Below are 24,634 nucleotides of genomic sequence, written 5' to 3' on the forward strand. Positions count from 1 at the left end.
CGTCAGGCACCTTGCGCCAGCGTGGCGTCCTGATCGCCGCGCGACCAGCGGAACAGCCGGCGGCGTGGCGTTGGCTGCGGGGCGGGCGCCATCACACCGATGACGGGGATGCCGTCGATGGCGAGATCCTCGGGGCCACGCACGCGGCGCGCCAGCAGCTCGACCAGCAGCGACAGCAACAGGCCGAACAGCAGGCCCAGGATCAGCGACCCCGCGATCACCAGCGGCCAGCGCGGGAAGGACGGGGAGGTCGGCTCGGTCGCATTGCCCAGCAGCGTGAGGCCGGTGATGGTGGATTCGCTACGCTGCTGCTCGTCCGCCGCCTTCTGCAGCGTCTTCTGATATTGATCGCGCAGCACCGCGACATCAGCGGCGAGCTGCTGCGCCTCGGCGACCTTGCCGCGCTGCGCGAGCACCTTTTGCTGCTGTGCCGAATAAAGGCTCGCGATCGACGGGCCGGCGGCACCGCGCGTCACCGTCGGGCTGGAGGTGCGCGCCACCTGGGCGAGCGCATCGCGCTGCTTCTTCAGCGCGATCAGATCGGGGTTGTTCGGCCCAAGCACCTTTTCGGCGTTTGAGATCGACGCATCGACCTGCTCAAGCTGCGCCTGCGCGGGCGAAATGCCAGGGTTGAACGACATCTGCGCGGCGCTGGTGACGGGCTGGGCAGCGGCCAGGGCATTGAGCTTGGCGGTATCCGCGTCGACATTATTGTCCTGAAGGATGATTCCGTTGGCCTTTTCGAAATCGCTCTTCTTCTTCTCGGCGGCGTTGAGATCGGCGCGCACGCGATCGGCCTGCTTGCGGAACCAGGCGGCGTTCTCCATCGCATCGTCGCGGCGCAGTGCCAGCGTTTCGGCGACATAGGCGGTGCGCAGGGCATCGGCCACACGCGCGGCATTCGCCGGGCTGTCGCTGGTGAACTGGATCTCCATGATATTGGAGCCGTCGATCAGATCCGCGTGCGTATTGTCGGAGATGCGCTGCGCCAGCCACCGCCGGAAATCGCGCTTGTCGTTGCTCGATCGCTCGGCATAGGCCGCCGCCAATTGCGGCGATGAGGTCCAGCCGAGATCGTCGACCACCTTGCCGGTGATCCGATAGTCCTTGATGAGTTCGGTCTGCGTCTGGACATAGGCGCGCGCGAAATTCGATCCGATCATCTCGCCGGTGACGGGATCGGGCTTCACCAGATCGAGGATGAGCCGCGAATTCCCCTCGTAACGCGGGGGAAGCAGGCTCGCCACGAACATCGCGCCGAGGAAGCAGGCGAGCGTCGTCAGGATGGTGATCCATCGGCGCACCCACAGGATACGAAAGAATTGTACGAAACTCATAACCAGCGCTCCCTCGGCGGCCTTCTCAGAAGAAGCGTTCGCCGATGACGATCGTGTCGCCGTTTTTCACCATGTCGGAAAGGTCCATGTGGTTGACCTCTTTCCCGTCGCGGAACAGCTTGATCTTCTTTTCCGATCCGCGCGGAGTGAGCCCGCCGCTGCGCGCGATCGCCTTGCGCAGCGACATGCCGCGATCAATGCGATACGAGCCGGGCTGCGCGATCTGGCCGTAGATGTAATAGGTCGGCGCGGTTGCCACGAAGATCTTGTCGCCGGGCTCGACGAAAATATCCTTGTCGGGGCCGCCGCTGGCGATCTCGTTCATCTCGAACGAATATTCCTGGCCCGAGGCGCGGCGGACCTGGATATCGTCGGCGGCGGTCGGGCGCAGCCCGCCGACGCGCGCGATGATTTCCGACAGGCGATAGGCGCGATCCACCGGCACCAGCCCCGGCGTGCCCACCTCGCCCAGCACCGTCACATAGCGCGCGGTATAGCTGGCGACGATCACGCTGACCACGGGATCGGTGTAGAACCCGCCCTGCTGGAGCCGCCGACGCACCTCCTCTCGCAACTGGAGCACCGTCTTGCCCTCGGCAGGGATTGATTTGATATAGGGTAGCTGGATCGTGCCATCCACCTGGACCTGCACGCGCGACTTGAATTCCTCGCGCCCCAGCACCGAGACTTCCACCACGTCGCCCACGCCCAGGACATAGCCGTCGGCAAGGCTGTTCTGCTGCTTGTCGGCGGCGGCGGGCGCGGCGGCGGTCGCCGCTGGCGGCGGCGGGGGCGGCGCCTTCTGCGCGAGCGCGACGCCGGGGCCGATCGCCAGCCAGGCGATTAGGATCAGGGAGAGATGGCGGAGGAGGCGGCGTATCTGCGGCATGGTCTTGCGTTTTCTCGGATCAGAGTGCGATTGAAGTGCGGAGCCCGATGAAATAGCTGTGATAGTTATAAATTGTGTTATTGGTCTCGCGGTCCTGATAGCCGCCGTATAGCGTATAGGTGAGCCGCTGCGACGGAATGAAGCTCAGCGACGCGGTAAGCCGGTGGTTGAGCGAGTTGGCCAGTACCGGGCCGAACACGCCACCCGATCCGTTATAGCGCACCTTGTCGATCGAGCCGCTGACGTTGGCCTTCAGCCGGTCGCTGAACGCATAGTCGGCACCCAGCGAATAGCTGCGGTTGACCTGATAGAGCGAATCGGTGCCAAGCGAGGGCGAGATGTCGCGCGATGTGTTCGCGTTCACGCGAAGATCGGGGCTGGGCGACATCGCCAGCCCGACATTCCATCCGAAGCCGTTGAAATCCCGCGCCGCGGAGCCGCTGTCCGGGCGCACCATCACATAGGAGACGCCCGCCGATCCGGTCAGCGTCGACCCGATCGAACGCTGCGCGTTGAGCGCGACGCGTCTGGTGGAAAAGTCGCCGGGGCCGAATATCGCCGGGCGATCCGGATAGGATGTGTCCTGCTTCGTCACGCGCAGCGCAAGCTCGCCATAGATCGGATCGCCATAAGCGACGCCCGCGCCATAGGTGTTCGAGCGATAGTTTGAGATGCGACGCAGCGGCTCGCTGTTGTTGCCGGCGGTATGGGCCGCGGTGATAAGCGGTCGCAGCCCGTAACTGTCACCGCATTGCACTTCGCCGGCGTAGCTCTGCGTGGTCTGGGTGTTGCGGACGCTGCGCCTGCCGGGGATGTCGATCGGGACGATATCGCCAAGGTCGCTTTGCGCCCGCGAGATGCTTGGCTGCAGATTGATGACGCACGGGCCGCCGACCAGCGCGAGATCGGCGTCGAAGCCGAGTCGCTCGCGGTTCAGCTCCTTGTTGCGGCGATAGAAATCATAACCGCCACTGGCATTGAGCGTCAGCGAGTTGCGGCCAAGCGTCTTGCTGATCGACACGCTGAGGCTGGGGGTGGCGCGTTCGTCGGATTGCCGCCCGTTGGCGAGAATCAGCCCGGCGGAGCGCGCGGCGTTGCTGTCGTAGCTGACATCCAGCCCCGCGTTGACGTGGATTCCCTCCTGCGCCGGGTCCACGGCTTGCGCTGCGGCGCCGCTGGCGGCGATCAGCGCCGTCGCCGCACCCAGCACGGCGGCGCCTGCGCGGATTCCGCGCGCGTGCGGGGTGCGAACGACGGCCCTCATGCTCAGTTCGCCTTGGCTGGCGCCGGTGCGGCGCCCGCCTTCGCGGCGGCGGGCGCCGCCTGCGGCTTGTATTGCGGATTGATGTTCACCTTCGCCTCGCCCTGCTTGATGATCTGGGCGAATTGCTCGCGCACGATGTTCTGCGCGCGCTGGTTGGTGAGGATCTGGGTGGCGATCTGGTTCGCCTCGTTGCCCGAGAAGGGCTGCGACTGGCGTTCGCGAATGCGCGCCACCATCACCCCGCCGTTGTTCGGCAGAATGAACACGTCGTTGATCTTCAGATCGGCGATCTGCTTGGCGGCTTCCGGCGGGATGGTCATCGGGTCGATCACCGCCGCGCTGCGGCGATATTCGATGTTGTTCTTGTCGAGCAGCGCGGTGATTTCTTCCATCGTCTTGAGCGGGCCGAGTTGCTGGACAAGCTCGGGCTTGACCGGGCCGACGATGACCTGATCGACCGAGACGAGCTGGCGCTGGGCAAATGCCTGCGGATTATCGCGGACATAAGCGGCGGCCTCGTCCGGCGACACCTTCGGCAGGTTGGCGCGCACGCTTTGTTCCAGAAGCTGGATCAGCGCCATATCGCGCGCCTTCTGGAGGAGGATCGCCGCCGCGGGCGTCTTGTCCAGCCCGCGCTCCACCGCCGCGTCGGCGAGTATCTTGCGGTTGACGATCGACTGAAGCGCCGCCGGCTGCGCGCGTTCGCTGGCGCTCGGATCGCCCGCGAGCGGGCCGAGTTCGAGCCGCACTTCGGAGGCGGTGATTTCCTTGCCGTCCACCGTCGCCGCGACCTGGCCGGTCGGCGGGGCGCCGTTGGCCGCTCCCTTGCCGCAACCCGCGAGCGCCGCGCAGGCGAACAACACGGTGATAGAGCCGCTTTTCTTCAGCATGTCTCTTTTATTCCCCCAAAATGACGCGAGCGTTGTGGTTTATAGCCGTAATTCTATGGTGATGATAGGACTTGGAAGTTGATACTTGATGAAACTTCCCGCCAGCGGCAGGCCGTCGCCACGCTCGCCGGTCCCGGCGCGGTACGTAGCGGGGGCGGACGCCTGAACAAAGCGCTCGACCGACACCGCCCGGCTTGGCTATCGCTTCCCGCATGAGCATGGCGCCGCCTTCCGAACCTGTGCCCGAGGTGACGGTGATTGTCGTCAGCTACAACACGCGTGAGTTGACGTTGCGCGCGGTGGAGACGCTGCTCGCCAATGCCGGCCCGGTCGCGATGCGCGTGGTGGTGTTCGACAACGCTTCGGCCGATGGCAGCGCGGAAGCGGTGGCGGCGGCGTTTCCCGGCATCGAAACGATCGCCCACCCGGAAAATATCGGCTTCGCGCGCGCCAACAATCTCGTCGCGCAAACCGTGACGACGCCGTGGCTGTGCCTGCTGAACCCGGATACCGAGACCCACCCGCACGCCATCGCCAACCTGCTCGCCTTCGCCAAGGCCCGCCCGCAGGCCGGCGTCACCGGCGGGCGCACGGTGTTCCCGGATGGCTCGCTCAACCCCGCCTCGTGCTGGCGGCGGATCACGCCGTGGAGCCTGTTCACCCAGACGACGGGGCTGGCGCGCGCCTTCCCGCGCTCCTCGCTGTTCAATCCGGAGGCGATGGGCGGCTGGCGGCGCGATAGCGTGCGCGAGGTGGATATCGTCGTCGGGTGCTTCCTGATGATCTCCACCGCGCTGTGGCGCGAACTGGGCGGATTCAACCGGCGCTATTTCATGTACGGCGAGGATGCCGATCTGTGCCTGCGCGCCCGCGCGCTCGGCTATCGCCCGATGATAACGCCCGATGCGCAGATCATGCACCTCGTCGGCGCATCCACCCGCAAGCGCGGGGACAAGATCGTCGCGGTGATGCGCGCCAAGGCGACGCTGGTGCGCGATCACTGGCCGGCATGGCTCGCGCCGCTGGGCATCGCGCAATTGTGGCTGTGGGGGCTGGCACGGCGCATCGGCGCCGGGCTTTCGCGCGATCCCGACGAGCGCGCGCGGCTGATGCAGATCTGGCGGAATCGGCGCGACTGGCTCGCCGGTTACTGACGGGGGGACGCGATGCCCCCCCTCATCGTGCATGTCAGCGCGGATTATCCCGATGCCGCGCAGCCGGTAAAGACGCGGGTGATCGCGGCGCTGGTGGAGGGGACGGCGCGGGATTTCACGCACCGCGTCTATTCGCTCAATCGCATCGCCGCGCCGCGCGGGTGGCGCAGGCCGGGGCTGGTGGAGCCGGTGGCGGATGACGGCACGGTGGCGAGCTGGCGCTATGTCGCCCCCGCGCGCGGGTTGTTCCTCGCCGCCGCGATGGAACGCGTGGCCGATGCGATCCTCGCCGATCTGCGCGGGCGCGGCATCGCGCCCGCAGCGATCCACGCGCACAAGCTGAGCGTGGAGGGGCTCGCCGCACGGCGCGTCGCGGAGCGGCTCGGCATACCTTTTCTGCTGACATTGCAGGGCAATAGCGATCAGAAGATCGTCCGCATCCGGCGCGATCTTCATGCGGCCTATCGCCGGTTGTGGCATGATGCGGCGGCGGTGATCGCGTTCGCGCCGTGGATCGCGCGCTGGTGCGCGCGGCGATTCGGCGCGCGCGCCGGGCCGGTGATCGACCTGCCGTGCATCCCCGCGAGCGAAGCGGTGATCGCGCCGCGCGCGACGCGGGCGGCGATCGGTACCGCCTTTCACCTCATGCACTGGCGCAACAAGAATATCGCCACGCTGGCGCGTGCGACCGCGCTATCACGGGGAGGCGCGCTGGAGATCGCCGGCGGTGGCGACGCGGCGAGCGCGGCGGCGGTGGATCGCGCGCTTGCTCATGCGGGGGTGAGCGGGATCGCGCGGCGCATCGGGGCGCTCACGCCCGCCGATCTCCAGCGATGGATGAACAGTTGCGCGGTTTTCGCGCTGCCCTCGCGCCGGGAAAGCTTCGGGCTGGTGTTCATCGAGGCGCTGTTCGCCGGATGCCCGATCGTCTATCCGCGCGGCGCGGCGGTGGACGGCTGGTTCGACGATTGCCCGTTCGCGATCGGCGTCGACGCGCGCGATCCCCGCGCGGTGGCGCGGGGGATGGACATGCTGATCGTGGAGAATGACGTGCGCAAACAGGCGCTCGCCGAGTGGCAGCAAAGCGGCGCGGCGGCGCGATTCGGTCGCGATGCGATCCTCGCGGGCTATCGCGACGCGCTGATGCGGGTGGTGCGATGAGCGGCGGGGCCGATCCCCGCCTGCCGACGATCTGCCTCGCCGCATCGGGGGGCGGGCATGTCCGCCAGATCCTCGACTTGAAGCCGGTGTGGGAGAAATATCCGCGCTTCTTCGTGACCGAGGATACCGCGCTCGGCCGCTCGATCGCCGAGGAGGAGGAAACGCATTTCGTCCCGCATTTCGCGATCGGGCAGGCGCGGCTCGGGCGCCCGTGGACGATGATCGCCGAGGCGTGGCGCAGCGTGTTTCGCTCATGGCGGATCATCGCGCGGCGGCGCCCGGACCTGTTCATCACCACCGGCGCCGGTTCGCAATTGTTCGTCATGCTGTTCGCCCGGCTCACCGGCGCGCATGTGATCCTGATTGATTCGTTCGCGCGCTTCACCCGCCCGTCGGGCTTCGCGCGGCTGGCGGGGTGGATCGCGCATGTGCGAATCGCGCAATCGGCGGAAAGCGCGGCGCAGTGGCGCGGCGCGCTGGTGTTCGATCCGTTCCGCACGCTCGATGGCCCGCCGCCGGAGAAAGAGCCGTTGCTGTTCGCGACGGTCGGCGCGACGCTGCCGTTCGACCGGCTGGTGCGGCTGGTCGAGGAGGCGCACGCCGCCGGCGAGATTCCGCAGCGCATCGTGCTCCAGCGCGGGGTTGGCGGGCAGCAGCCGGCAACGCTCGCTTCGGTCGAAACGCTGCCGTTCGGCGAGGTGCGCGAGCTGCTCGAACGTGCCGATATCGTGGTGTGCCATGGCGGCACCGGCTCGCTGATTACCGCGCTCCGCGCGCATTGCCGGGTGATCGCGGTGCCGCGGCTGTTCGCGCTTGGCGAACATTATGACGATCATCAGGCCGAAATCACCGCCGCTTTCGCCGAACGCGGGCTGATCGAGGTGGTGGGCGCCGACGAGCCGCTCGGCCCCGCGCTCGATCGCGCGCGCCGCCGCCAGCCGGTGGCGGCGACCACCGATCCATCGGCGCTGATCGCCTATCTCGATGGGGTGGCGGCGGGAATGATCCGCTGATTGTCCACGCGCCGGCTTGCATGGACGCCGTTAACGGGCCATTTCCTCAATCCGGGTAAGACGGGGGCGATTGCTACAACACGTCAGACGGGTAACCCACCATGTCGATTGTCGATTCGCGTAACCAGAGGTGACAGATGGAAACCCCGTTCGATTGGTTGACGCTGATGGTGTTCACCGGGCTGGTGGTGCTGCTGCTGCAGCGTTCGGCTGCGGAAAATCCCGTCGACAAGCTGTGGCAATATGCGCCGCCGGCGATCGGCTGCGCGATCGTCAACTATCTCGGCAACGAGGGATATGTGGCGATCGCGATCATCGGGCTGGTCGCGGTGATCGCCTATATCTATTACGTGCTGCGGCCGAAGATCAGCTTCTGATCCCGGCCCTGGCGCTAGGCGCCGCCCCTCGCGCCGCGGATCGCTCCACGGCCCTGTTCCCGCCATTCCGGAGCGCGTGATGATCTGGACCCGTTTTTTCAGTTTTCGATCCGCCCGCCGGCCTGTCGAGCAACCCGCAGCGCCGCTGGCCGCCGCGGCGGTTCGCCAGGGGCCGATGATCCGCCGCGCGTCCGAACTGCCCGAGGGCGAGGGGCCGGAGGCGCTGCCGCGTTTCCGCAGCAGCGCGAGCGATACCGGGCGCGCGACGCGTGGCGAGCGCAATCCCAATCAGGCCCGCCTCAAGCTGCAACAGGCGTTCACGCCGTCGCAGCCGGTGCAGGATGCGAAGCGTTTCGCCGGGCGCAAGGAAACGCTTGCGGCGGTGATCCGCGCGGTGGAGGAGCAGCATCTCCACTCCGTGATCTTCGGCGATCGCGGCATGGGCAAAACCTCGCTACTCCACGTCTTTTCGCGCCTGGCACGCGAGGCGCGCTATATCGTGCGCTATACCTCGTGCAGCGAAACTTCCGAGTTCGATCCGGTATTCCGTGCCTGCGCCGCCGATATCCCCCTGCTCTATCACAGCGATTTCGATCCCACGTCGGAAGCGGCGGAGCGCGGTGGCACGCTGGCCGATCTGTTGCCCGAAACCCCGGTGACGCCGGTGCAGCTCGGTGAGATTTTCGCGCGCGTTTCCGGCACGCGGGTGCTGCTCGTGCTCGACGAGTTCGATCGTGCCCATTCGGCGGAGTTCAAGCGCTCGATCGCGGAATTGATAAAGAGCCTGTCGGATCAGTCGGCCCGCGTGCAGATCGTCATCGCCGGTGTGGCCGGGAACCTTTCGGAGCTGTTCGAACATATTCCCTCGATCCGCCGCAACGTCATCGGCATTCCGGTGACGAACATGAACGAGGAGGAGGTGCGCGAGATGCTGAGCATCGGCGAAACCACCTCGGGGCTGACGTTCGCGGAGGAAGCGCGGCGCACCGTGATCGAGGCGGCGCAAGGCTCCCCCTATGTCGCCGGGTTGCTCGCCCAATATGCCGCCAGCAGCACGCTCGATCGCGAGCAGGAAGTGGTGGAGCTGCACGATGTGCGCGTCGCGATCGGGCGGGTGATGCAGGAATCGAAGGTGCGCCTCTCGCCGCGCAGCCAGTTCCACCTCAATCTGCTGTTGTCGATGTCAACGCCGGCGGCGATGGGGCCGATCGCGCAGGAAGGGTTGCGCGCGTTCGGGCTGGTGAATGCCGCCGCTGCCGGGGATGCCGATCGCGCCGCGCTGATCGCCCAGGCGGTGGAGGCGCGCGTGCTCATCCCCGATAATTCCCACGGCGCGGACAATTTCCGCTTCGCCGATGATGCGATCGCGCTCTATCTCTGGCTGGCGCGGTGCGCGGGATGATCTGACGCGGCGATATCGCGCCTTGCTCGGGGCCGCGCGCCTTTGGCTGACCGGCGAGCCACCGTTCACATGGTTATTCGAGGTTCCACGATGTCATCGACCCCAGCCGCGACAGCCGATGCCGATATCGCCGGGCCGGAAGCCGCCATCGGCATGGCGACGGCGACGGCGACGGGCGTGCCGCAACTGTCGATCATCTCCCCGGCGTATCACGAGCGGGACAATATCCGCCCGCTGGTGCTGGCGATCGCCGCGGCGATGCAGGGCGCGCGCTGGGAATTGATTATCGTCGATGACGACAGCGGCGATGGCACGATCGACGAGGTGTTCGCGGTCGCGCACGAAGGCTATCCGGTGCGCTGTATCCGGCGGATCGGGCGGCGCGGCCTTGCCTCGGCGGTGGTCGAGGGCGCGCTCGCGGCGACCGCGCCGGTGATCGCGGTGATCGACGCTGATCTCCAGCATGACGAGCGGCTGCTGCCGCAGATGCTCGCGCTGATCGCCGAGGGAGGCAGCGATCTGGTCGTCGGCAGCCGCCATGTCGAGGGCGGCAGCGTTGGGGACTGGTCGAAGGATCGTCAGGCGATGAGCGGTTTCGCCACTTGGTGCGCGAATATCGTGATCGGCACCGGCATCAGCGATCCGATGAGCGGCTTCTTCGCGATCCGCCGCGATGTGTTCCACGCCTGCGTCCACGATCTGTCGCAACAGGGCTACAAGATCCTGCTCGACATCATCAGCTCCGCCCCGCGCGAGCTGAAGATCACTGAAATCCCCTATGTCTTCCGCAATCGCACGCAGGGCGAGAGCAAGGTCGATCTGATGATTATGCTGGAATTCCTGTTCCTGCTGATCGAGAAAGTGACGCGCGGGCTGGTGCCGCCGCGTTTCGTGCTGTTCTCCGCCGTCGGCGGGCTGGGGCTGTTGTTCCACCTCGCCGTGCTCCAGGCGTTCAAGGTGGCCGGCAGCACGTTCCTGGTGGCGCAGACCGCCGCGACGATCTCGGCTATGACGCTCAATTATGTGGTCAACAATTCAGTCACTTATCGTGCGCAGCGGTTGCGCGGCGGGCGGTTCGTCATCGGCTATTTCATATTCTGCCTGGTCTGTTCGATCGGCGGCATCGCCAATATCGGCGTCGCCGATCTGGTGCTGGCGGGGGATGGCAATTGGGCGCTCGCGGGGATCGCCGGCGCGCTGATGAGCGCGGTGTTCAACTTCGGTGTCGCGACGCAGTTCGTCTGGACGCAGCGGCGGCGCACCCGGCGCCCGCTGGTGAACCGCCGCGCCACCGCCGCCTGATCGCCGCCGCGCTCAATAGGCGCGGGGGTGGACGATCACGCGAATGGTGTTGGCGATGATCGAAATGTCACGCGAGAGCCGCCAGCCGTCGATATATTCGAGATCGGCCTGAAGCCGCTTTTCGAGATCGGATTGCTCGTGCGTCGCGCCGCGATAGCCGCGAATCTGCGCCAGCCCGGTGATGCCCGGTTTCAGCGTGTGGCGCAGCCAGTATTTCTGCGTCACTTCCCAGAACAATTTATCCCCGGCGAGCGATCCCAGCGCATGGGGGCGCGGGCCGACGATGCTCATGTCGCCCTTCAGCACGTTGAACAATTGCGGCAGCTCGTCGATGCTCGTCTTGCGGATGAAACGGCCGACGCGGGTGACGCGATCGTCGTCCGGCGTTGCGGAGCGATTGCCGTCGAAATCGCTCGCCTGCACCTTCATGCTGCGGAATTTCATGATCTTGAACGGCTTGTTGTCGCGGCCCAGCCGGGTCTGCGCGAACAGCACCGGGCCGCGGCTGTCCAGCTTGATCGCGATCGCGACGAGCAGCAGCAACGGCGCCAGCAGCACCACCGCCGCGCTCGCCATCACCAGATCCATCGTGCGCTTCTTCGTCCGCGCGCCAAGCGACATCGGCCCGCGCGCGACGACGATCGTATCGCGCCCGTGATAGCGCCCCACCCCGATCGCGCCGAGCGGCGTTTCGCCCTCCAGCAGCACTTCGGCGGTGACGCTATAGGCCTTCATCAGCAACGCCCATTGCCGGCGCCGCTCCTCGATCGTCGCGACGACGACGCGATCGAAGGGGCCGACCAGCGCGGCGAGGCGCGCGAGCATGTTGGGATCGTTGAGATCGGGGCGAAATCCGGCGGCCTGCGCATCGAACACGTGATAGGCGCCGGGCCTGGGCGGCACGCCGTCGACGATCAGCAATTCGCCCACCAGCCCGCCGGGCACGGGGCTGACGAAGCACATCGCGAAGATCAGCCGGCCAAGGGCGATGAACAGGATGCTGCAAACGATCGCCACGCCAAAGGCGACGCGCGAGACGAGCGGCCCGGCATATTGGAAGAAGATCAGCAAGGCGACCGCGCTCGTCGCCATGATGAACGCGGCCAGCGCGCGGCGGATGGATTCGGAAAGACGCTCCAGCGCGATGCGCGAGATCGCCCCGTTGCGTGCCGCGAAGATCAGATGGATCGGCAGGATCAGCCAGCTCAACACGATCCCGTTGGGCGCAAGCCAGCGCCAGTCGCGAAGCATCCGCCCCACCGAAAAGCCCGCGCGGATCGCGGCGATGTCGCACAATATCAGCCCGATAAAGAGCAATCCGCGAATATTGCGCTTGTTGAGGCTGATCGCGTTGGGCAACCCGTTCGCCGGGGCCTTTTCAACGGCTCTCTGCCTCGTCACGCCAGCACTCCACTTTTCGGGGCGTGAACATGCCGCCCGGCGAGGTCGCCCGGTGGCATATCCTCCCTTAACGCATTGTTGCGGCGATCTGTCGCCGCGTGCGCCCCTTCCCTTAATCGAAAAGGGTTTATGGCGAGTTTGCGAGGAATCGCAACCAATCACCTGACGTGAACGGGATATGTCGCGCTACGAAGCGGCTGACGCGATGCACCACCTGCGGCGTTGTTGCGCGCGGCTTTGCGCCTTACGGTCCGCAGCGGAATGCGCCGCTGGATCGTTCTTGTCGTAGCCCTGGCGGGGCTGGCCGCGCTCGCGGGGCTAGGGCTGCGCAACGCGCGGGCGGACCCGGTGGTGCGCACCGCCGCGATCGCGCTCCCGGATTGGCCCGATGGCGCGGCGCCGGTGCGGGTCGCGTTGCTCAGCGATCTGCATTTCGGCAATCTCGCGACGGATGAGGCACGGCTCGCGCGCGTGGTGGCGCTCACCAACGCGCAGCGGCCCGATATCGTGTTCATCGCCGGCGACATATTGGCGGGCTATCGTGATGCGGACGCGCGTGCGCGCGCCGCCCCGGTCGCGCATATCCTGCATGGTTTGCGCGCGCCGCTTGGCGTGTTCGTCGTGTTCGGCAATCACGACGATGCCGGCGGCGGCGCGGTGCCGCGCGCGCTGGCCGGGGCGGGGCTGGGCGCGACGCAGAATGTCGCGGTCCGCGCCGGCCCGCTGGCGCTCGGGCTGTCGGGGGACACGTCCGCGGGCACGGCGCGGCTCGGGCCGGTCTATGTCGGGCTGGACAAATTGCGCCGTCGGGTGGCGCTGGCGACGGTGTTCGTCACCCATTCGCCGGATCTGATGCAGTTCCTGCCCACCGATCATGCGTTGCTGCTCGCCGGGCACACCCATTGCGGGCAGATCGTCCTCCCGCTGATCGGCCCGCTCATCAACGTCTCGCGGGTTTCGGGCAATCTCTATCGTTGCGGGCTGATCCGCGCGGGCGGGCGCATTCTGGTGGTGAGCGCGGGGATCGGCACCAGCAACGTCCCGCTGCGATTTGGCGCGCCGCCCGATCTGTGGCTGCTGACGCTCGGCCCTGAGGTCCGCTCTAACCGATGAGCAGCCCGGCGAGCGCCGCCGACATCAGATTGGCGAGGCTGCCCGCCAGCAGCGCGCGGATGCCGAGCTTGGCGATCATCGGCCGCTGATTGGGCGCGAGGCTGCCGGTCACCGCCATCTGGATCGCGATCGACGAGAAATTGGCGAAGCCGCACAAGGCAAAGGTGATGATCGCCACGGTGCGCTGGCTCAACTGCCCCTGCTGTTCGCCGAGCGAGATATAGGCGACGAATTCGTTGAGCACGATCTTCTGCCCGAACAGGCCGCCCGCGATTCCCGCCTCGTTCCACGGCACGTTGAGCAGGAACATGACGGGCGCGAAGACATAGCCGAGCAGCCCCTGGAAGCTGAGCGAGGGAAAGCCGAACCATCCGCCGATCCCGCCCAATATGCCGTTGGCGAGCGCGACCAGCGCGACGAACGCCAGCACCATCGCGCCCACCGCCACCGCGAGCCGCACGCCGGTCTGCGCGCCCTGCGCGGCGGCCATGATGAGGTTGGCGGGTTTCTCCTCGTCGTGCGTCGCCTGCGGCATCGGCTCGCCGGGGGTGCCCTCGGGTGCCTCTCCGCTGAAACGCGCCTCGGCGAGCGCGAGCTGGCGATCCTCCGCGCTCATGTCGCCCAGCGGCAGTTCGCCCTCCGCCGGTTCGCGGCGATCGGGCATGATGATCTTCGCCATCAGGATGCCGCCGGGTGCCGCCATGAACGAGGCGGCGAGGAGATATTCGATCCTGATCCCCATCGAGGCATAGGCGGCGAGGATCGTGCCGGCGACGCCCGCCATGCCGCTCGTCATCACCGTGAACAATTGCGGCGGCGTCAGCCCGGCGAGATAGGGCCGGATCACCAGCGGCGATTCGGATTGGCCGACGAAGATGTTCGCCGCCGCGCACAGGCTTTCCACCTTGCTCGTGCCGATCACCCGCTCGATCGCGCCGCCGATCCAGCGCACGACGAGTTGCATGATCCCCAGATGGTAGAGGATCGAGACCAGGGCTGCGAAGAAGATGATTACCGGCAGCGCCTGAATCGCGAAATTCTTGCCGAGCGGATCGTCCGCCAGCTTGCCGAACAGGAAGGCGGTGCCGGCATTGGCATAGGAGAGCAGGTTCGCCACCCCGCCCGACAGGAAGGCGAGCGCATGGCGCCCCCATGGCACGTAAAGCACCAGCACCGCGATCCCCGCCTGAAGCGCGAAGGCGGCGCCCACCACGCGCAGGCGGATCGAGCGCCGGTCAGTCGACAGCAACACCGCGATCAGCAGGATCACGACGATGCCGGCAATGCCGATGAGGAAACGATTCATGGATACCCGCGTGATTGTGAAAAGACGCGGCCCCCCGCGTGGACGCGCATAATTGCACGCGCGCCACCGGCCTGCCAGCCCCTTGCGCGCGCGCCGCCGTCACCCCTCCCGCAGTGCGCCGGGGGAGGGGTTTGCGGCTGGATCAGATGAACAGTTCGGCGAGGAAATCCTGCATCGCCTTCCAGCTCCGCCGGTCCGCGCGCGCGTCATAAGCGATGCCGGGCGAGGTTTTCGCGCCCTTCAGCTCGATATCGGTGAAGGCATGGGCGGCATTGCCGTAAGCGTGGATCTGCCAGTCCGCCCCGCTGTCGGTCAGTTCCTTGCCGAGCGCGGTGACCGCCTCGGGTGGTGCGATCGGATCGTCCCAGCCATGGCACACCAGCAGCTTCGCCGCGATCGGTGCTACATTGGCGTAATCCGGCCGGTCGTAAACGCCGTGGAAGCTCACCGCGCCCAGGATGTCGAGCCCGGCGCGCGCCATGTCGAGCGCGCATTTGCCGCCGAAGCAATAGCCGAGCGCCGCCGTCTTCCCCGCATCGACATGGCCGAAGCCCTTTAGCACGTTCAGCGACGCGGCGAGGCGATCGCGCAACAGCGCGCGATCGGCGTTCAGCTCGTTCATATATTCGGCGACATTGTCCGATTCGCGCGTCTTGCGGCGGCCCTGGCCGAACACGTCGCAGACGAAGCCGACATAGCCGAGCTTGGCGAGATTCTCCGCGTTTACGGTGTCGCTTTCCTTCTGGCCGAGCACATTGGGGATGACGAGCACGCCGGGGCGGGGCGTCTCCACCTCGTCTTCATAGGCGATCACACCTTCGAACGGGCCGCCGGGGCCATCATACACCAAGGTCTGCCTGACGATCGCCACGATATTCTCTCCACGGTTGCCGGATATGCGCAAGTCGCTACAGACCAGCCGCGTCTGTAGCAAGGAGAGCCAATGCCCCGCCTCGTCCTGATCCGCCACGGCCAGTCGGCGTGGAACCTTGAAAACCGTTTCACCGGCTGGTGGGATGTCGACGTGACCGAAAAGGGCGCCGCCGAAGCGCGCGCCGCCGGCGAACTGATGGCCGCGAAGGGCCTCGATTTCGACATGACCTTCACCTCGCTCCAGACGCGCGCGATCAAGACGCTGAACCTCGCGCTGGAGGCGATGGGGCGGCTGTGGTTGCCGACGGAGAAGGACTGGCGGCTGAACGAGCGCCATTATGGTGGCCTCACCGGGCTGGACAAGGCCGAGACCGCGGCGAAACATGGCGACGAACAGGTGCATATCTGGCGCCGCAGCTTCGATGTGCCGCCGCCGCCGCTCGACGCGGGCAGCGCCTATGATCTGAGCGGCGACCGGCGTTATGCCGGCATCCCCGTCCCCGCGACGGAAAGCCTGAAGGATACGATCGCGCGCGTCCTGCCTTATTGGGAAGCGCGGATCGCCCCGGCGCTGCGCGACGGGCAGCGCGTGCTGATCTCCGCGCATGGCAATTCGCTGCGCGCGCTGGTCAAGCATCTCAGCAACATTCCTGACGACGAGATCACCGGCCTCGAAATCCCCACCGGCCAGCCGATCGTCTATGAGCTGGACGCCGCGCTGAACGCGACCGATCGCTATTATCTGAGCGAGCGCTGAGCGTGGCGCGCGCCGCTCGCCTGATATCGGTGGCGGCGCTCGGCGCGCTGGCGCTGGCCGCGCCGCTTGCGGCGCGATCGCATGACGGCGCGCGCAAGGCGATGGTCGCGGCGATCAGGGCGTCGGTGCATCGCGCCTCGCCCGATGCCGATAACGCCGAACTCGCCCGCGTGCTCGCGGTGATGGCAGAGGTGCCGCGCGAGGCGTTCGTCCCGGCGGCGGAGCGCAGGCAGGCGCTGGCCGATCTGTCGCAGCCGATCGGCGACGGGCAGACGATTTCCGCGCCGTCGATCGTCGCGGTGATGACCGCCGCCGCCGCGCTGCCGCCCCATGCCAATGTGCTCGATGTCGGCACCGGCTCGGGCTATCAGGCGGCGGTGCTGGCGCGGCTCGCCGATCATGTCGCGTCAGTCGAGATCATGCCCGATCTCGCCGCGGCGGCGCGCGAGCGGCTGGCGAAGCTCGGCTATGCCAATGTCGAGGTGCGCAGCGGAGACGGCTTTGCCGGCTGGCCGGAGCGCGCGCCGTTCGACGCGATCATCGTCGCGGCGGGCAGCGATAAGGTGCCCCAGCCGCTGCTCGATCAGCTCAAGGTCGGCGGGCGGCTGGTGATGCCGGTCGGCGCCACCTGGGCGAGCGAGCAATTGCTCGTCGTCACCAGGACCGGGCCGGGCACGACGACGCGCTGCTCGCTCGGCTGGACGATGTTCGTGCCGCTGACCGGCCAGGGCGCGCGCGACGAGCGGGTGCGCGGCGGGATTTATGACGGCTCCATTCCCGGTTGTTACGCGGCCCCCGTGGTCGCCCCGATGTTCGTCCCCGCGAAGGATGCCGCGCGCTGAACCCGGCAATCGGGGCATTGCCCTTGCGCGCGATGGCCGCTAACCGCTCGCAATGGCGCACGTCGGTATCATCATGGGCTCCACCTCCGATTGGGAGACGATGCGACACGCAGCCGACGTGCTGGACGCGCTGGGCGTCGCGCACGAAACGCGCGTGGTTTCCGCGCATCGCACGCCGCAGCGGCTGTATGATTATGCGAGCGGCGCGGCGGATCGCGGCATCCGCGTCATCATCGCGGGCGCGGGGGGCGCTGCGCATCTTCCCGGCATGGCCGCGTCGATGACGCATCTGCCGGTGCTGGGCGTGCCGGTGGAATCCAAGGCGCTGAAGGGCATGGATAGCCTGCTTTCGATCGTGCAGATGCCGGGCGGGATTCCGGTCGGCACGCTGGCGATCGGCAAGCCCGGCGCGACCAACGCGGGGCTGATGGCCGCCGCGATCCTCGCGCTGGGCGATTCCGCGCTGGAGGCGCGGCTCAAGGCGTGGCGCGCGGCGCAGACCGATGGCGTGGCGGATACGCCGCAATGACGATCCTTCCCCCCGGTTCGACGATCGGCATCCTTGGCGGCGGGCAGCTTGGCCGGATGCTGGCGTCGGCGGCGGCGGAGCTTGGCTATCGCGTCGATGTGCTGGCGCCCGATCGGGAGAGTGTCGCCGCGCAGACCGCCTCGTCGCTGATCCGCGCCGATTATCATAACCGCATCGTGCTCGCCGATTTCGCCGAGCAATGCGATGTCGTGACCTACGAATTCGAGAATATCGCGGTCGAGCCGGTGGCGTGGCTGGCGGGCAAGGTGCCGGTGCACCCCTCGCCCGCGTCGCTGCGCGTGGCGCAGGACCGGATCGCGGAAAAGAGCTTCGTCGAAAAGCTTGGCGGGCGCCCGGCGAAATGGGCGGCGGTGAACAGCCGCGCGGAGCTGGACACGGCGATCGCCCGCGTCGGCACGCCCGCCGTGCTCAAGACGACGCGGATGGGCTATGACGGCAAGGGGCAGGCGCGGCTCCATACGCCCGCCGATGCCGATGCGGCGTGGGAGGCGATCGGCGGCCCGGCGGTGCTGGAGGCGTTCGTCAGTTTCAGCCACGAATTCTCGATCGTGCTGGTGCGCGGGCACGATGGCGCGATGGTGAGCTATCCGCCGCCATGGAACGAGCATGAGAATGCGATCCTCGCCCGATCGACCTTGCCCGCCCCGGCGGAGATCGCCGCGCATTGGACCGAGGCGGCGGCGCTGACCGGGCGGATCGCCGAAACGCTCGGCCATGTCGGCGTGCTGACCTGCGAATTCTTCGCCACGGCTGACGGCCCGGTGTTCAACGAAATGGCGCCGCGCGTCCACAATTCCGGCCATTGGACGATCGAGGGCGCGGCCACCTCGCAATTCGAGAACCATATCCGCGCGATCTGCGGCCTGCCACTCGGTGATACCGCGCTCACCGCCCCGCATATCGAGATGGAGAATCTGATCGGCGATGCGTGGGAACGCTGGCCTGAATTGCTCGCCGAGCCGGGCGCGCACCTTCACCTCTACGGCAAGCGCGAGGCGCGCGCCGGGCGCAAGATGGGGCATGTCACGCGGGTGAAGCGCCAGGCGTAGCGCCGCGCTGCGCCTAGGGCCGATCGGCATTCAGGTCAGGTCGAGCCGAAAATGGTGGTTTCTCGTGATCCGCAAGCGCAGCGTACTAAAGGTACGTGAGCACCGAAAAGCGCGGGAAACCGCCATTTGCAGGCCGGCATGGGTTGAATGTCGCGTCGGCCCTATAGCACGCGCACCGGCATTTCGTGATAGCCCTTGAACATCAGGCCGTCGCGCGGGGTCGGCTCACGGGTCAATTCGACCCTGGCGGTCCGACGCATCAGCGTTTCAAAGGCGATGTGCCCCTCCAGCCGCGCCACGGCCTGCCCCAGGCACAGATGGAAGCCGGCGCCGAAGGCAAGATGCTGCCGCGCGTTTTCCCGCGTGATATCGAGGCGATCGGGCTCGGCGAACACGGATGGATCGCGATTGGCGGCAGCCAGCGACAGGATGAGAAAAGCGCCCTTGGGAATCGCCGTCGCGCCGAATGTCACGTCGCATGACGCCTCCCGGAACAGCACATATACCGATGGATCGTAGCGCAGGAATTCCTCGACGGCGTTGACGGTCAGCTCCGGTCGTTCGCGCAGCAGCCGCAACTGGTCAGGATTGCGGATCAGCGCGAGCATTCCGTTGCCGAGCAGATGCGTGGTGGTTTCGTGGCCGGCAACGAGCAGGGTGATGGCCCCCCAGATCACCTCCTCCGCGCGGATCTTCTCCTCGTCGGCGGCCTCGATCAGCGTGGAGATCAGATCTTCGCCGGGATTCCTGCGCCGTTCCTCCGCGATTCCGGTCAGATAGTCATAGAGGTTCGCGGTCGCCGTCTCCGCTCTCGCGGCGTCGCCGGGGTCGGCTGAAAGTTCGAGGCCAGCGAGCAGCGCGGCGGACCAGTTCGTGAACAGATGCTGGTCTTCCAGCGGGATACCCAGCATCTGGCAAATGATCGCCACCGGCAGCGGCAGGGCGAAATCGCGGATGAAATCGCATTCGCCTTTTTCGATCAGCCCGTCGATCAGCATGTCGCAGCTTTTCTGTATGTCGGGCGCGAGCTGCTCGATCCGCCGGGGCGCGAAGGCCCGCGCCATCGCCCGCCGGAACCGCGTGTTGTCGGGCGGGTTGAGGCCGATCATGTTGTTGCGCGCAAACGCTTCGGACATGCTGCCCGGTTTGCGGCGCGCGATGGAAGTCTCGACCGGGCGGCGGAAGGCGGCCAAATCGGTCAGCCCCCGTTTCACGTCGTGATAGCCGCAGATGAGATAGCGGCCGTCTTCCAGCGCGGTGACGGGCTGGGTTCGCAGGAGCTGCTGATAGATCGCGACGCTGTTCTGACGAAACTCGGGCGACATCGGGTCGATCCGGACGGGTGGGTTCATCAGCCCTCTCCTGTGATTTTTATTAGCTAACGAATGATATTGTCGCTCGATCGGGCAGTCAAACATTCGTGTCAGCGCAAGTTGCTGCGTTCCGCCCATGAAAACGGCCGCGCCGGAGCATCCCCCGGCGCGGCCGCGTTCGGATCACAATGATCGGCGCGTCAGGCCGCGCGCGTGCCGTTCATCGGGAACGAGCCGAATGCGCCGGCGGTGACGGTGCCGGTCAGCGTGTCGCCGTCGATCGTCGCCTTCATGTCGAGCGTCATCGGCATCGGCACGGTCATCTGCTGCTTCCAGGTGATCGTGTTGCCGTCGACCTCGCCCGTCACGTCGGACGAGCCCATTGCCCCGCCCGCGGTGCCGGTGAAGGTCGCGCCGTCGCTCTTTACGGTAAGGGTCGTCTTCTGGTCGCCCAGCGGCGATTTCACGGTGACGTCGTAGGTGCCATCAACGGCCATTGGCGCTCTCCTCGTTGTTCGCGTCCGCGATGGACGCAGCGGTGATGACGTCAACCGGCAGGCCGAGCGAGTCAAGCTGCGGGCGCACCGTCTTGGCATCGCCGACCACCACCCAGACGAAGCGCGCGGGGTCGATTATCCGCTTTGCCGTAGCGTCCAGCTCGTCGCGGGTGAGCGCGCGATATTTCTGCGTGATCGTCGCATAATAATCGTCGGGCCGGTGAAACAGGTCGTTCGCCTGCATCGCGCCGAGCACCGCGCTGGACGTTTCGAAATTCCCCGCGAGCGAGCGAGTCGCGTCCGCGATCGCGCGATCGAACTCGGTTTGCGTCATCGGCCTGGTGGTGACGAAGGCTTTCATGTCGTCGCGAAGTGCTGCGATCGACGCGCCGGTTTTGTCGGCCTGCACCGGCGCGCGGACGACATAGGGCGCGGCAAAGGCGTTGCGGATGAAATTGCCCGACACGCCATAGGACCAGTGCTTGCTCTCGCGCAGGTCCATGTTGAGCCGCCCCAGGAAATCGCCGCCCAGCGCATCGTTGGCGGTGATCGCGGGCAGCAGATCGTCGGTGCCCCTGAGCGATGTGCGCAGGCCCCCGGAAATCAAGGATTGCGGTGAATCCGGCCGGTCGATCAGGATGATGCGGGGGGCCGGCAGGCTGCGATCCTCGCGGAACAGCTTTTCGCCGCCAGTGCCCGCCATCCGCCAGTCGCCGAACGTATGGTCGAGCACCGCCTTCACCTCGGCCAGCGGGCGATCGCTGACGATGAAGATCTTCGCCTTGTCGGGCCGCAGCCAGGCGCTGCGGAAATTGAGGAGATCGGCGCGGTTCAGCCCTTCCACCGCCTTGGCGTCGCCGCTGCCGCGCGTTTTCGCATAAGGGTTGCCCGCGCCGTAAAGAATCGGGGGCAGCACGCGGCTGGTGAGCCCGGCGGGATCGGTAAGTTCCTGCGCGATGCCTGCGAGAAGCTGGTTCTTGACGCGGGGCAGCTCGCTTTCGGGGAAGGCGGGCGCGCGCGCGATGTCCGCCCACAAGGCGGCGGCGGGGGCGAGATTGGCGCTGGGCGCGCGGAAGCTCAACGTCGTGCGATCGGCGGACGAGCCGGTGTAGATATCCAGCCCCAGCCTCTCCTTGGCTTCCGCCAGCCCGATCGAATCGAACTTGTCGGTGCCCTCGTCGATCATTGCCAGCGTCAGCGCCTGCGTGCCGAGCCTGTCCGCCACATCGGCGGCGGCGCCGGCATCGAAGCTCAGCACGCCGCGCGTGATCGGCACGGTGGTGCGGTTGGCGTAGATCAGCTCGATGCCGTTGGCGAGCCGGGCGCGCTCGACGCCGGGGAAGGCGAGATCGGCGACCGGGCCGACTGCCGGGATCGGGCCGCGCGTGCCCTTGGGCAATGGCGCGGGCGGCGTTTTGGCGGGCGTGGCGGGCCTGGTTTCCGCCTCGGCATAATGTTCGCGCTCGCCGGGCATCACGGTGAGCGTATAGGCGGGGCGTTCGAGCCATTTGCGCACCGCGGCGCGCACCGTTTCGGGGGTTTGCGCGGCGAGCGCGGCGAGCTGTTTCTTGTAGAAGCCGGGATCGTTCGAATAGAGTTCGCCCTCCGCCAGCGCGACCGCCTTTCCATCGAACCCGCCCACCGCTTCCAGCCCGCTGATGCGATGCGAAATGCTGGTGGTCAGCACGCGCTGCACCTCGTCGGCGGTGGGGCCGTTCTTCGCCAGATCGTCGACGATCTCGCCCAGCCGCCGCGCCACGATCGCTGGATCGACGCCGGGGCGCACGATCGCGTTGACGGTGAACATGCCGGCCTGCGCGAAGGCTTCCGAATCCGCGCCGACATCGACCGCCAGTTTCTCCTGCTTCACCAGCACGTTCTGGAGCCGCGAACTGGCAAGCCCGCCCAGCACCGCCGCCGCGACATCGAGCGGCACCGAATCCGGATCGTTGAGGCCGGGCACCGCCCATGCCTTGATAACCAGCGGCGCGGCGACGCGATCGCGGATCACCTCGGATCGCGCGGCGGGCAGCGTGGGGATATCCACCGTTGGCGGCAGGTTTTTGGGGCCGGCGGGAATCGCGCCGAAATATTTCTCGACGAGCGCCTTGGCGGTGGCGAGGTCGATATCGCCCGCGAGCACCAGCACCGCGTTATTGGGGCCGTAATGATCGTGGAACCAGCCTTTCACATCGGCAAGGCTCGCCGCGTCGAGATCGGCCATCGAGCCGATCGTGGTGTGGCCATAAGGGTTGTCGGGCGGGAACAGCCCCTCGGTCAGCTTGTAGCGCACCAGGCCATAGGGGCGGTTGTCGCCCTGCCGCTTCTCGTTCTGGACGACGCCGCGCTGCGTATCGAGCGCGGTTTGCGTGATCGCGCCGGTCAGCCAGCCCATCCGGTCGCTTTCGAGGAACAAGGCGCGATCGAGCGCGGCGCGCGGCACCGTTTCGAAATAATTGGTGCGATCGAAATAGGTCGTGCCGTTCAGATCGGTCGCGCCGGCCTGTTTCAGCGGCTCGAAGAAATCGCCCGGCGCATTCTCGCTGCCGTTGAACATCAGATGCTCGAACAGATGCGCGAAGCCCGATTTGCCCTTCGGCTCGTTCTTCGATCCGACATCATACCACACGCTCACCGCGACGACCGGCGCCTTGCGATCGGTGTGGACCACCACGCGCAGCCCGTTTTTCAGCGTGAATTGCTGATAGGGGATGTTGATCGCCTGGACGAGTTCGGAAACCGGGGCCGCCTTGCCGGCGTCGGCCTGGGCGAATGCAGCGGGAGAGGCGAGCGCCAGCGCCATGGCGGCGCCCGTGAGAGGCATGAAACGCAAGAGGAAACTCCTGACGGACAGGATGGCGACGCTAGGCGCGTGATCGCGCGTCGTAAAGCGGCGGCGAAAGGCAATTGACTGCCAGGGCAATGATTGCCAACGCAACTAAATGCAGCCCTTCAATGAATCGAATTTCGTGCCCGATTCGTCGCCGGGCTATCTGGTGCGCCTGATAAACCAGATGAGCATCGCCGGGCTTGAACAGGCGCTGGCGGAGGACGGGCTTACCGCCACGCAATGGATGGCGATGGTTTCGCTGCATTTCCATTTCGCCGATACCTGCGCCGAGCTTGCCCGGCATCTGGCGCATGACAAGGGCGCGATGACGCGGCTGATTGATTCGCTGGAGGCGCGCGGCTGGGTGGAGCGCACCCGCGCGGAGGACGATCGGCGCATCGTCCGCCTCGCGCTGACGCCGGACGGATATGATGTCGCGATGAGCGGGCGGCGCAAGGTGCTCGCCTGCTGGAACCACTGGCTGGCGGACTGGAGCGAGGCGGATGTCCTGGCGTTGCTGGCGATGCTGCGGCGGTTGATGACATCAATGGAGAAAGCTGGTCCATGCGAGGCGTGACGATGATGGCGCTGCTGGCGGGCGGCGCGCTGGCCGGCTGCACGCCGCCCGATGTGCGCCCGGCGGTGAACGCGAAGGCGCCCGCCGATCTCGGCCTTGCCGGGGCGAGCGCGCCCGCGGTCGATGCGCGCTGGTGGCGGGCGCTGGGCGATGCCCAGCTCGATCGCATCGTGGCCGATGCGCTTGCGGGCAATCCCACGCTCGATGCCGCCGCCGCGCGCGTGCGGCAGGCGCAGGCGGCGCTCGCCTCGCGCCGGGCGGAGGACGGGCCGAACGTGGCGTTCGACGCCAATGGCACGGCGCAGCGCCTGTCGGGCACCTATATCTATCCGCCGCCTTATGGCGGGACGGTGCGTTTCCTCGGCACCGCGCAGGCCGGGCTCGAATGGAATCTCGATCTGTTCGGGCGGCAGAAGGCGGCGATCGCGGGCGCGCGCGCCTCGGCGCAGGCGGCGGCGCTCGATGCGGCGGCGGCGCGGCTGATGCTGCAAGGCGCGATCGTCTCGACCTATCTGGAGGTGGTGCGCGCGGAGCGGCAGGCCGCGCTGGCCGGGCGCACGATCGCGGCGCGAACGCAATCGCTGAAGCTGATCGACGTGCGCATCCGCAGCCATCTCGCAAGCAGGCTCGATCGCGAGGCGGCGAACACCTTGCTCGCCCAGGCCGAACTCGCGCTTGCCCGCGCCCATGCCGCGCGCGCGCTGGCGGCGAACGCGCTCGCCGCGCTCGCCGGGCGC

23 protein-coding genes are annotated in these 24,634 nt (G+C 67.0%); 13 read left to right on the top strand and 10 right to left on the bottom strand.

Translation table 11 applies throughout. From position 1 onward, the window contains the following. Positions 1-2: 2 nt before the first annotated feature. The 4 genes from Q0316_RS02730 to Q0316_RS02745 are packed head-to-tail and all read right to left on the bottom strand — an operon-like array spanning position 3 to position 4,380. Positions 3-1,337 carry a Wzz/FepE/Etk N-terminal domain-containing protein gene (locus tag Q0316_RS02730; protein ID WP_298669339.1) on the bottom strand — a complete coding sequence of 445 codons (1,335 nt, stop codon included), beginning with the start codon at positions 1,335-1,337 and terminating at the stop codon, positions 3-5. A 25-nt stretch (positions 1,338-1,362) separates the two neighbouring features. Next, positions 1,363-2,226: an SLBB domain-containing protein gene (locus tag Q0316_RS02735; RefSeq protein WP_298669341.1), complete on the bottom strand. Its 864-nt coding sequence runs from the start codon at positions 2,224-2,226 to the stop codon at positions 1,363-1,365. A gap of 19 nt (positions 2,227-2,245) precedes the next feature. Beyond that, the gene (locus tag Q0316_RS02740) at positions 2,246-3,490 is read right to left on the bottom strand and encodes an outer membrane beta-barrel protein (protein ID WP_298669343.1); all 1,245 of its coding nucleotides are present in this window, start codon (positions 3,488-3,490) and stop codon (positions 2,246-2,248) included. Positions 3,491-3,492: 2 nt separating this feature from the next. After that, positions 3,493-4,380 (bottom strand): peptidyl-prolyl cis-trans isomerase, encoded by an 888-nt coding sequence (locus Q0316_RS02745; RefSeq protein ID WP_298669346.1) that lies wholly within the window; start codon positions 4,378-4,380, stop codon positions 3,493-3,495. Between the two features lie 212 nt (positions 4,381-4,592). Here Q0316_RS02745 and Q0316_RS02750 point away from each other — a divergent pair, with 212 nt between their 5' ends. The 6 genes from Q0316_RS02750 to Q0316_RS02775 all read left to right on the top strand — a co-directional run bounded on the left by Q0316_RS02750 (position 4,593) and on the right by Q0316_RS02775 (position 10,789). Further along, the gene (locus Q0316_RS02750) at positions 4,593-5,534 is read left to right on the top strand and encodes a glycosyltransferase family 2 protein (RefSeq protein WP_298669348.1); all 942 of its coding nucleotides are present in this window, start codon (positions 4,593-4,595) and stop codon (positions 5,532-5,534) included. 12 nt (positions 5,535-5,546) lie between these two features. Next, entirely contained in the window at positions 5,547-6,695 is a 1,149-nt protein-coding gene (locus tag Q0316_RS02755; RefSeq protein WP_298669351.1) for a glycosyltransferase, read from the top strand. Next, positions 6,692-7,708: a beta-1,4-glucuronosyltransferase WelK gene (welK, locus tag Q0316_RS02760; RefSeq protein ID WP_298669354.1), complete on the top strand. Its 1,017-nt coding sequence runs from the start codon at positions 6,692-6,694 to the stop codon at positions 7,706-7,708. The genes Q0316_RS02755 and welK overlap by 4 nt, the downstream gene beginning before the upstream one ends. 137 nt (positions 7,709-7,845) lie before the next feature. Further along, positions 7,846-8,085, top strand: coding sequence for an XrtV sorting system accessory protein (locus tag Q0316_RS02765; protein ID WP_298669357.1), 240 nt, complete (start codon positions 7,846-7,848; stop codon positions 8,083-8,085). Positions 8,086-8,164: 79 nt separating this feature from the next. Beyond that, positions 8,165-9,487 carry an ATP-binding protein gene (locus tag Q0316_RS02770; protein ID WP_298669360.1) on the top strand — a complete coding sequence of 441 codons (1,323 nt, stop codon included), beginning with the start codon at positions 8,165-8,167 and terminating at the stop codon, positions 9,485-9,487. Positions 9,488-9,577: 90 nt separating this feature from the next. Then, positions 9,578-10,789 (top strand): glycosyltransferase family 2 protein, encoded by a 1,212-nt coding sequence (locus Q0316_RS02775; RefSeq protein ID WP_298669362.1) that lies wholly within the window; start codon positions 9,578-9,580, stop codon positions 10,787-10,789. 12 nt (positions 10,790-10,801) lie between these two features. On the opposite strand, the gene Q0316_RS02780 is transcribed toward Q0316_RS02775, so the two are convergent. After that, complete coding sequence (locus Q0316_RS02780) at positions 10,802-12,190, bottom strand: sugar transferase (RefSeq protein WP_298669365.1); 1,389 nt, start codon at positions 12,188-12,190, stop codon at positions 10,802-10,804. 261 nt (positions 12,191-12,451) lie between these two features. Between Q0316_RS02780 and Q0316_RS02785 the strand changes: the two genes are divergently transcribed. After that, the gene (locus Q0316_RS02785) at positions 12,452-13,303 is read left to right on the top strand and encodes a metallophosphoesterase (protein ID WP_298669368.1); all 852 of its coding nucleotides are present in this window, start codon (positions 12,452-12,454) and stop codon (positions 13,301-13,303) included. Here Q0316_RS02785 and Q0316_RS02790 read toward each other — a convergent pair. Next, positions 13,293-14,609: a NupC/NupG family nucleoside CNT transporter gene (locus Q0316_RS02790; protein WP_298669371.1), complete on the bottom strand. Its 1,317-nt coding sequence runs from the start codon at positions 14,607-14,609 to the stop codon at positions 13,293-13,295. The genes Q0316_RS02785 and Q0316_RS02790 overlap by 11 nt on opposite strands. A gap of 142 nt (positions 14,610-14,751) precedes the next feature. Next, a complete protein-coding gene (locus Q0316_RS02795; RefSeq protein WP_298669419.1) occupies positions 14,752-15,480 on the bottom strand; it encodes a dienelactone hydrolase family protein in 729 nt (242 codons plus the stop codon). A 72-nt stretch (positions 15,481-15,552) separates the two neighbouring features. Here Q0316_RS02795 and gpmA point away from each other — a divergent pair, with 72 nt between their 5' ends. From gpmA to Q0316_RS02815, 4 genes are read left to right on the top strand one after another with little or no spacing between them, the layout of a single operon-like run. Then, positions 15,553-16,239 (top strand): 2,3-diphosphoglycerate-dependent phosphoglycerate mutase, encoded by a 687-nt coding sequence (gpmA, locus tag Q0316_RS02800; protein WP_298669373.1) that lies wholly within the window; start codon positions 15,553-15,555, stop codon positions 16,237-16,239. 2 nt (positions 16,240-16,241) lie between these two features. Further along, positions 16,242-17,081: a protein-L-isoaspartate(D-aspartate) O-methyltransferase gene (locus Q0316_RS02805; protein WP_298669376.1), complete on the top strand. Its 840-nt coding sequence runs from the start codon at positions 16,242-16,244 to the stop codon at positions 17,079-17,081. A 52-nt stretch (positions 17,082-17,133) separates the two neighbouring features. Continuing rightward, on the top strand, positions 17,134-17,610 hold the full coding sequence (gene purE, locus Q0316_RS02810) for a 5-(carboxyamino)imidazole ribonucleotide mutase (protein WP_298669379.1): 477 nt from the start codon (positions 17,134-17,136) through the stop codon (positions 17,608-17,610). Next, positions 17,607-18,680, top strand: a complete 1,074-nt coding sequence (locus Q0316_RS02815) for a 5-(carboxyamino)imidazole ribonucleotide synthase (RefSeq protein ID WP_298669382.1) — start codon at positions 17,607-17,609, stop codon at positions 18,678-18,680. Before purE ends, Q0316_RS02815 begins: the two co-directional genes overlap by 4 nt. A 161-nt stretch (positions 18,681-18,841) precedes the next feature. Here Q0316_RS02815 and Q0316_RS02820 read toward each other — a convergent pair whose 3' ends face one another. From Q0316_RS02820 to Q0316_RS02830, 3 genes are all read right to left on the bottom strand, one after another. After that, positions 18,842-20,032, bottom strand: a complete 1,191-nt coding sequence (locus tag Q0316_RS02820; RefSeq protein ID WP_298669385.1) for a cytochrome P450 — start codon at positions 20,030-20,032, stop codon at positions 18,842-18,844. 161 nt (positions 20,033-20,193) lie between these two features. Continuing rightward, positions 20,194-20,490, bottom strand: coding sequence for a hypothetical protein (locus tag Q0316_RS02825; protein ID WP_298669388.1), 297 nt, complete (start codon positions 20,488-20,490; stop codon positions 20,194-20,196). Continuing rightward, positions 20,480-23,314, bottom strand: a complete 2,835-nt coding sequence (locus Q0316_RS02830) for a pitrilysin family protein (RefSeq protein ID WP_298669421.1) — start codon at positions 23,312-23,314, stop codon at positions 20,480-20,482. The genes Q0316_RS02825 and Q0316_RS02830 overlap by 11 nt, the downstream gene beginning before the upstream one ends. 118 nt (positions 23,315-23,432) lie before the next feature. Between Q0316_RS02830 and Q0316_RS02835 the strand changes: the two genes are divergently transcribed. Together Q0316_RS02835 and Q0316_RS02840 are read left to right on the top strand one after the other, a co-directional pair. Beyond that, on the top strand, positions 23,433-23,897 hold the full coding sequence (locus Q0316_RS02835; RefSeq protein ID WP_298669391.1) for a MarR family winged helix-turn-helix transcriptional regulator: 465 nt from the start codon (positions 23,433-23,435) through the stop codon (positions 23,895-23,897). Next, on the top strand, positions 23,885-24,634 hold a 750-nt coding region (locus Q0316_RS02840; protein ID WP_298669395.1), incomplete at its 3' end, for a TolC family protein. The genes Q0316_RS02835 and Q0316_RS02840, both read left to right, overlap by 13 nt.

Origin of the sequence: uncultured Sphingomonas sp. (assembly GCF_937871615.1) — a bacterium.
Lineage (GTDB): Bacteria > Pseudomonadota > Alphaproteobacteria > Sphingomonadales > Sphingomonadaceae > Sphingomonas.

What these genes read in the sequence shown, in the direction of transcription:
- Q0316_RS02835 (WP_298669391.1), top strand. Translation starts at nt 23,433, where the DNA reads ATGCAGCCCTTCAATGAATCGAATTTCGTGCCCGATTCGTCGCCGGGC.
- welK (WP_298669354.1), top strand. Translation starts at nt 6,692, where the DNA reads ATGAGCGGCGGGGCCGATCCCCGCCTGCCGACGATCTGCCTCGCCGCA.
- Q0316_RS02730 (WP_298669339.1), bottom strand. Translation starts at nt 1,337, where the DNA reads ATGAGTTTCGTACAATTCTTTCGTATCCTGTGGGTGCGCCGATGGATC.
- Q0316_RS02745 (WP_298669346.1), bottom strand. Translation starts at nt 4,380, where the DNA reads ATGCTGAAGAAAAGCGGCTCTATCACCGTGTTGTTCGCCTGCGCGGCG.
- Q0316_RS02770 (WP_298669360.1), top strand. Translation starts at nt 8,165, where the DNA reads ATGATCTGGACCCGTTTTTTCAGTTTTCGATCCGCCCGCCGGCCTGTC.
- Q0316_RS02755 (WP_298669351.1), top strand. Translation starts at nt 5,547, where the DNA reads ATGCCCCCCCTCATCGTGCATGTCAGCGCGGATTATCCCGATGCCGCG.
- Q0316_RS02830 (WP_298669421.1), bottom strand. Translation starts at nt 23,314, where the DNA reads ATGCCTCTCACGGGCGCCGCCATGGCGCTGGCGCTCGCCTCTCCCGCT.
- Q0316_RS02825 (WP_298669388.1), bottom strand. Translation starts at nt 20,490, where the DNA reads ATGGCCGTTGATGGCACCTACGACGTCACCGTGAAATCGCCGCTGGGC.
- Q0316_RS02740 (WP_298669343.1), bottom strand. Translation starts at nt 3,490, where the DNA reads ATGAGGGCCGTCGTTCGCACCCCGCACGCGCGCGGAATCCGCGCAGGC.
- Q0316_RS02790 (WP_298669371.1), bottom strand. Translation starts at nt 14,609, where the DNA reads ATGAATCGTTTCCTCATCGGCATTGCCGGCATCGTCGTGATCCTGCTG.
- Q0316_RS02735 (WP_298669341.1), bottom strand. Translation starts at nt 2,226, where the DNA reads ATGCCGCAGATACGCCGCCTCCTCCGCCATCTCTCCCTGATCCTAATC.
- Q0316_RS02820 (WP_298669385.1), bottom strand. Translation starts at nt 20,032, where the DNA reads ATGAACCCACCCGTCCGGATCGACCCGATGTCGCCCGAGTTTCGTCAG.
- Q0316_RS02750 (WP_298669348.1), top strand. Translation starts at nt 4,593, where the DNA reads ATGAGCATGGCGCCGCCTTCCGAACCTGTGCCCGAGGTGACGGTGATT.
- Q0316_RS02765 (WP_298669357.1), top strand. Translation starts at nt 7,846, where the DNA reads ATGGAAACCCCGTTCGATTGGTTGACGCTGATGGTGTTCACCGGGCTG.
- purE (WP_298669379.1), top strand. Translation starts at nt 17,134, where the DNA reads ATGGCGCACGTCGGTATCATCATGGGCTCCACCTCCGATTGGGAGACG.
- Q0316_RS02775 (WP_298669362.1), top strand. Translation starts at nt 9,578, where the DNA reads ATGTCATCGACCCCAGCCGCGACAGCCGATGCCGATATCGCCGGGCCG.
- Q0316_RS02815 (WP_298669382.1), top strand. Translation starts at nt 17,607, where the DNA reads ATGACGATCCTTCCCCCCGGTTCGACGATCGGCATCCTTGGCGGCGGG.
- gpmA (WP_298669373.1), top strand. Translation starts at nt 15,553, where the DNA reads ATGCCCCGCCTCGTCCTGATCCGCCACGGCCAGTCGGCGTGGAACCTT.
- Q0316_RS02785 (WP_298669368.1), top strand. Translation starts at nt 12,452, where the DNA reads ATGCGCCGCTGGATCGTTCTTGTCGTAGCCCTGGCGGGGCTGGCCGCG.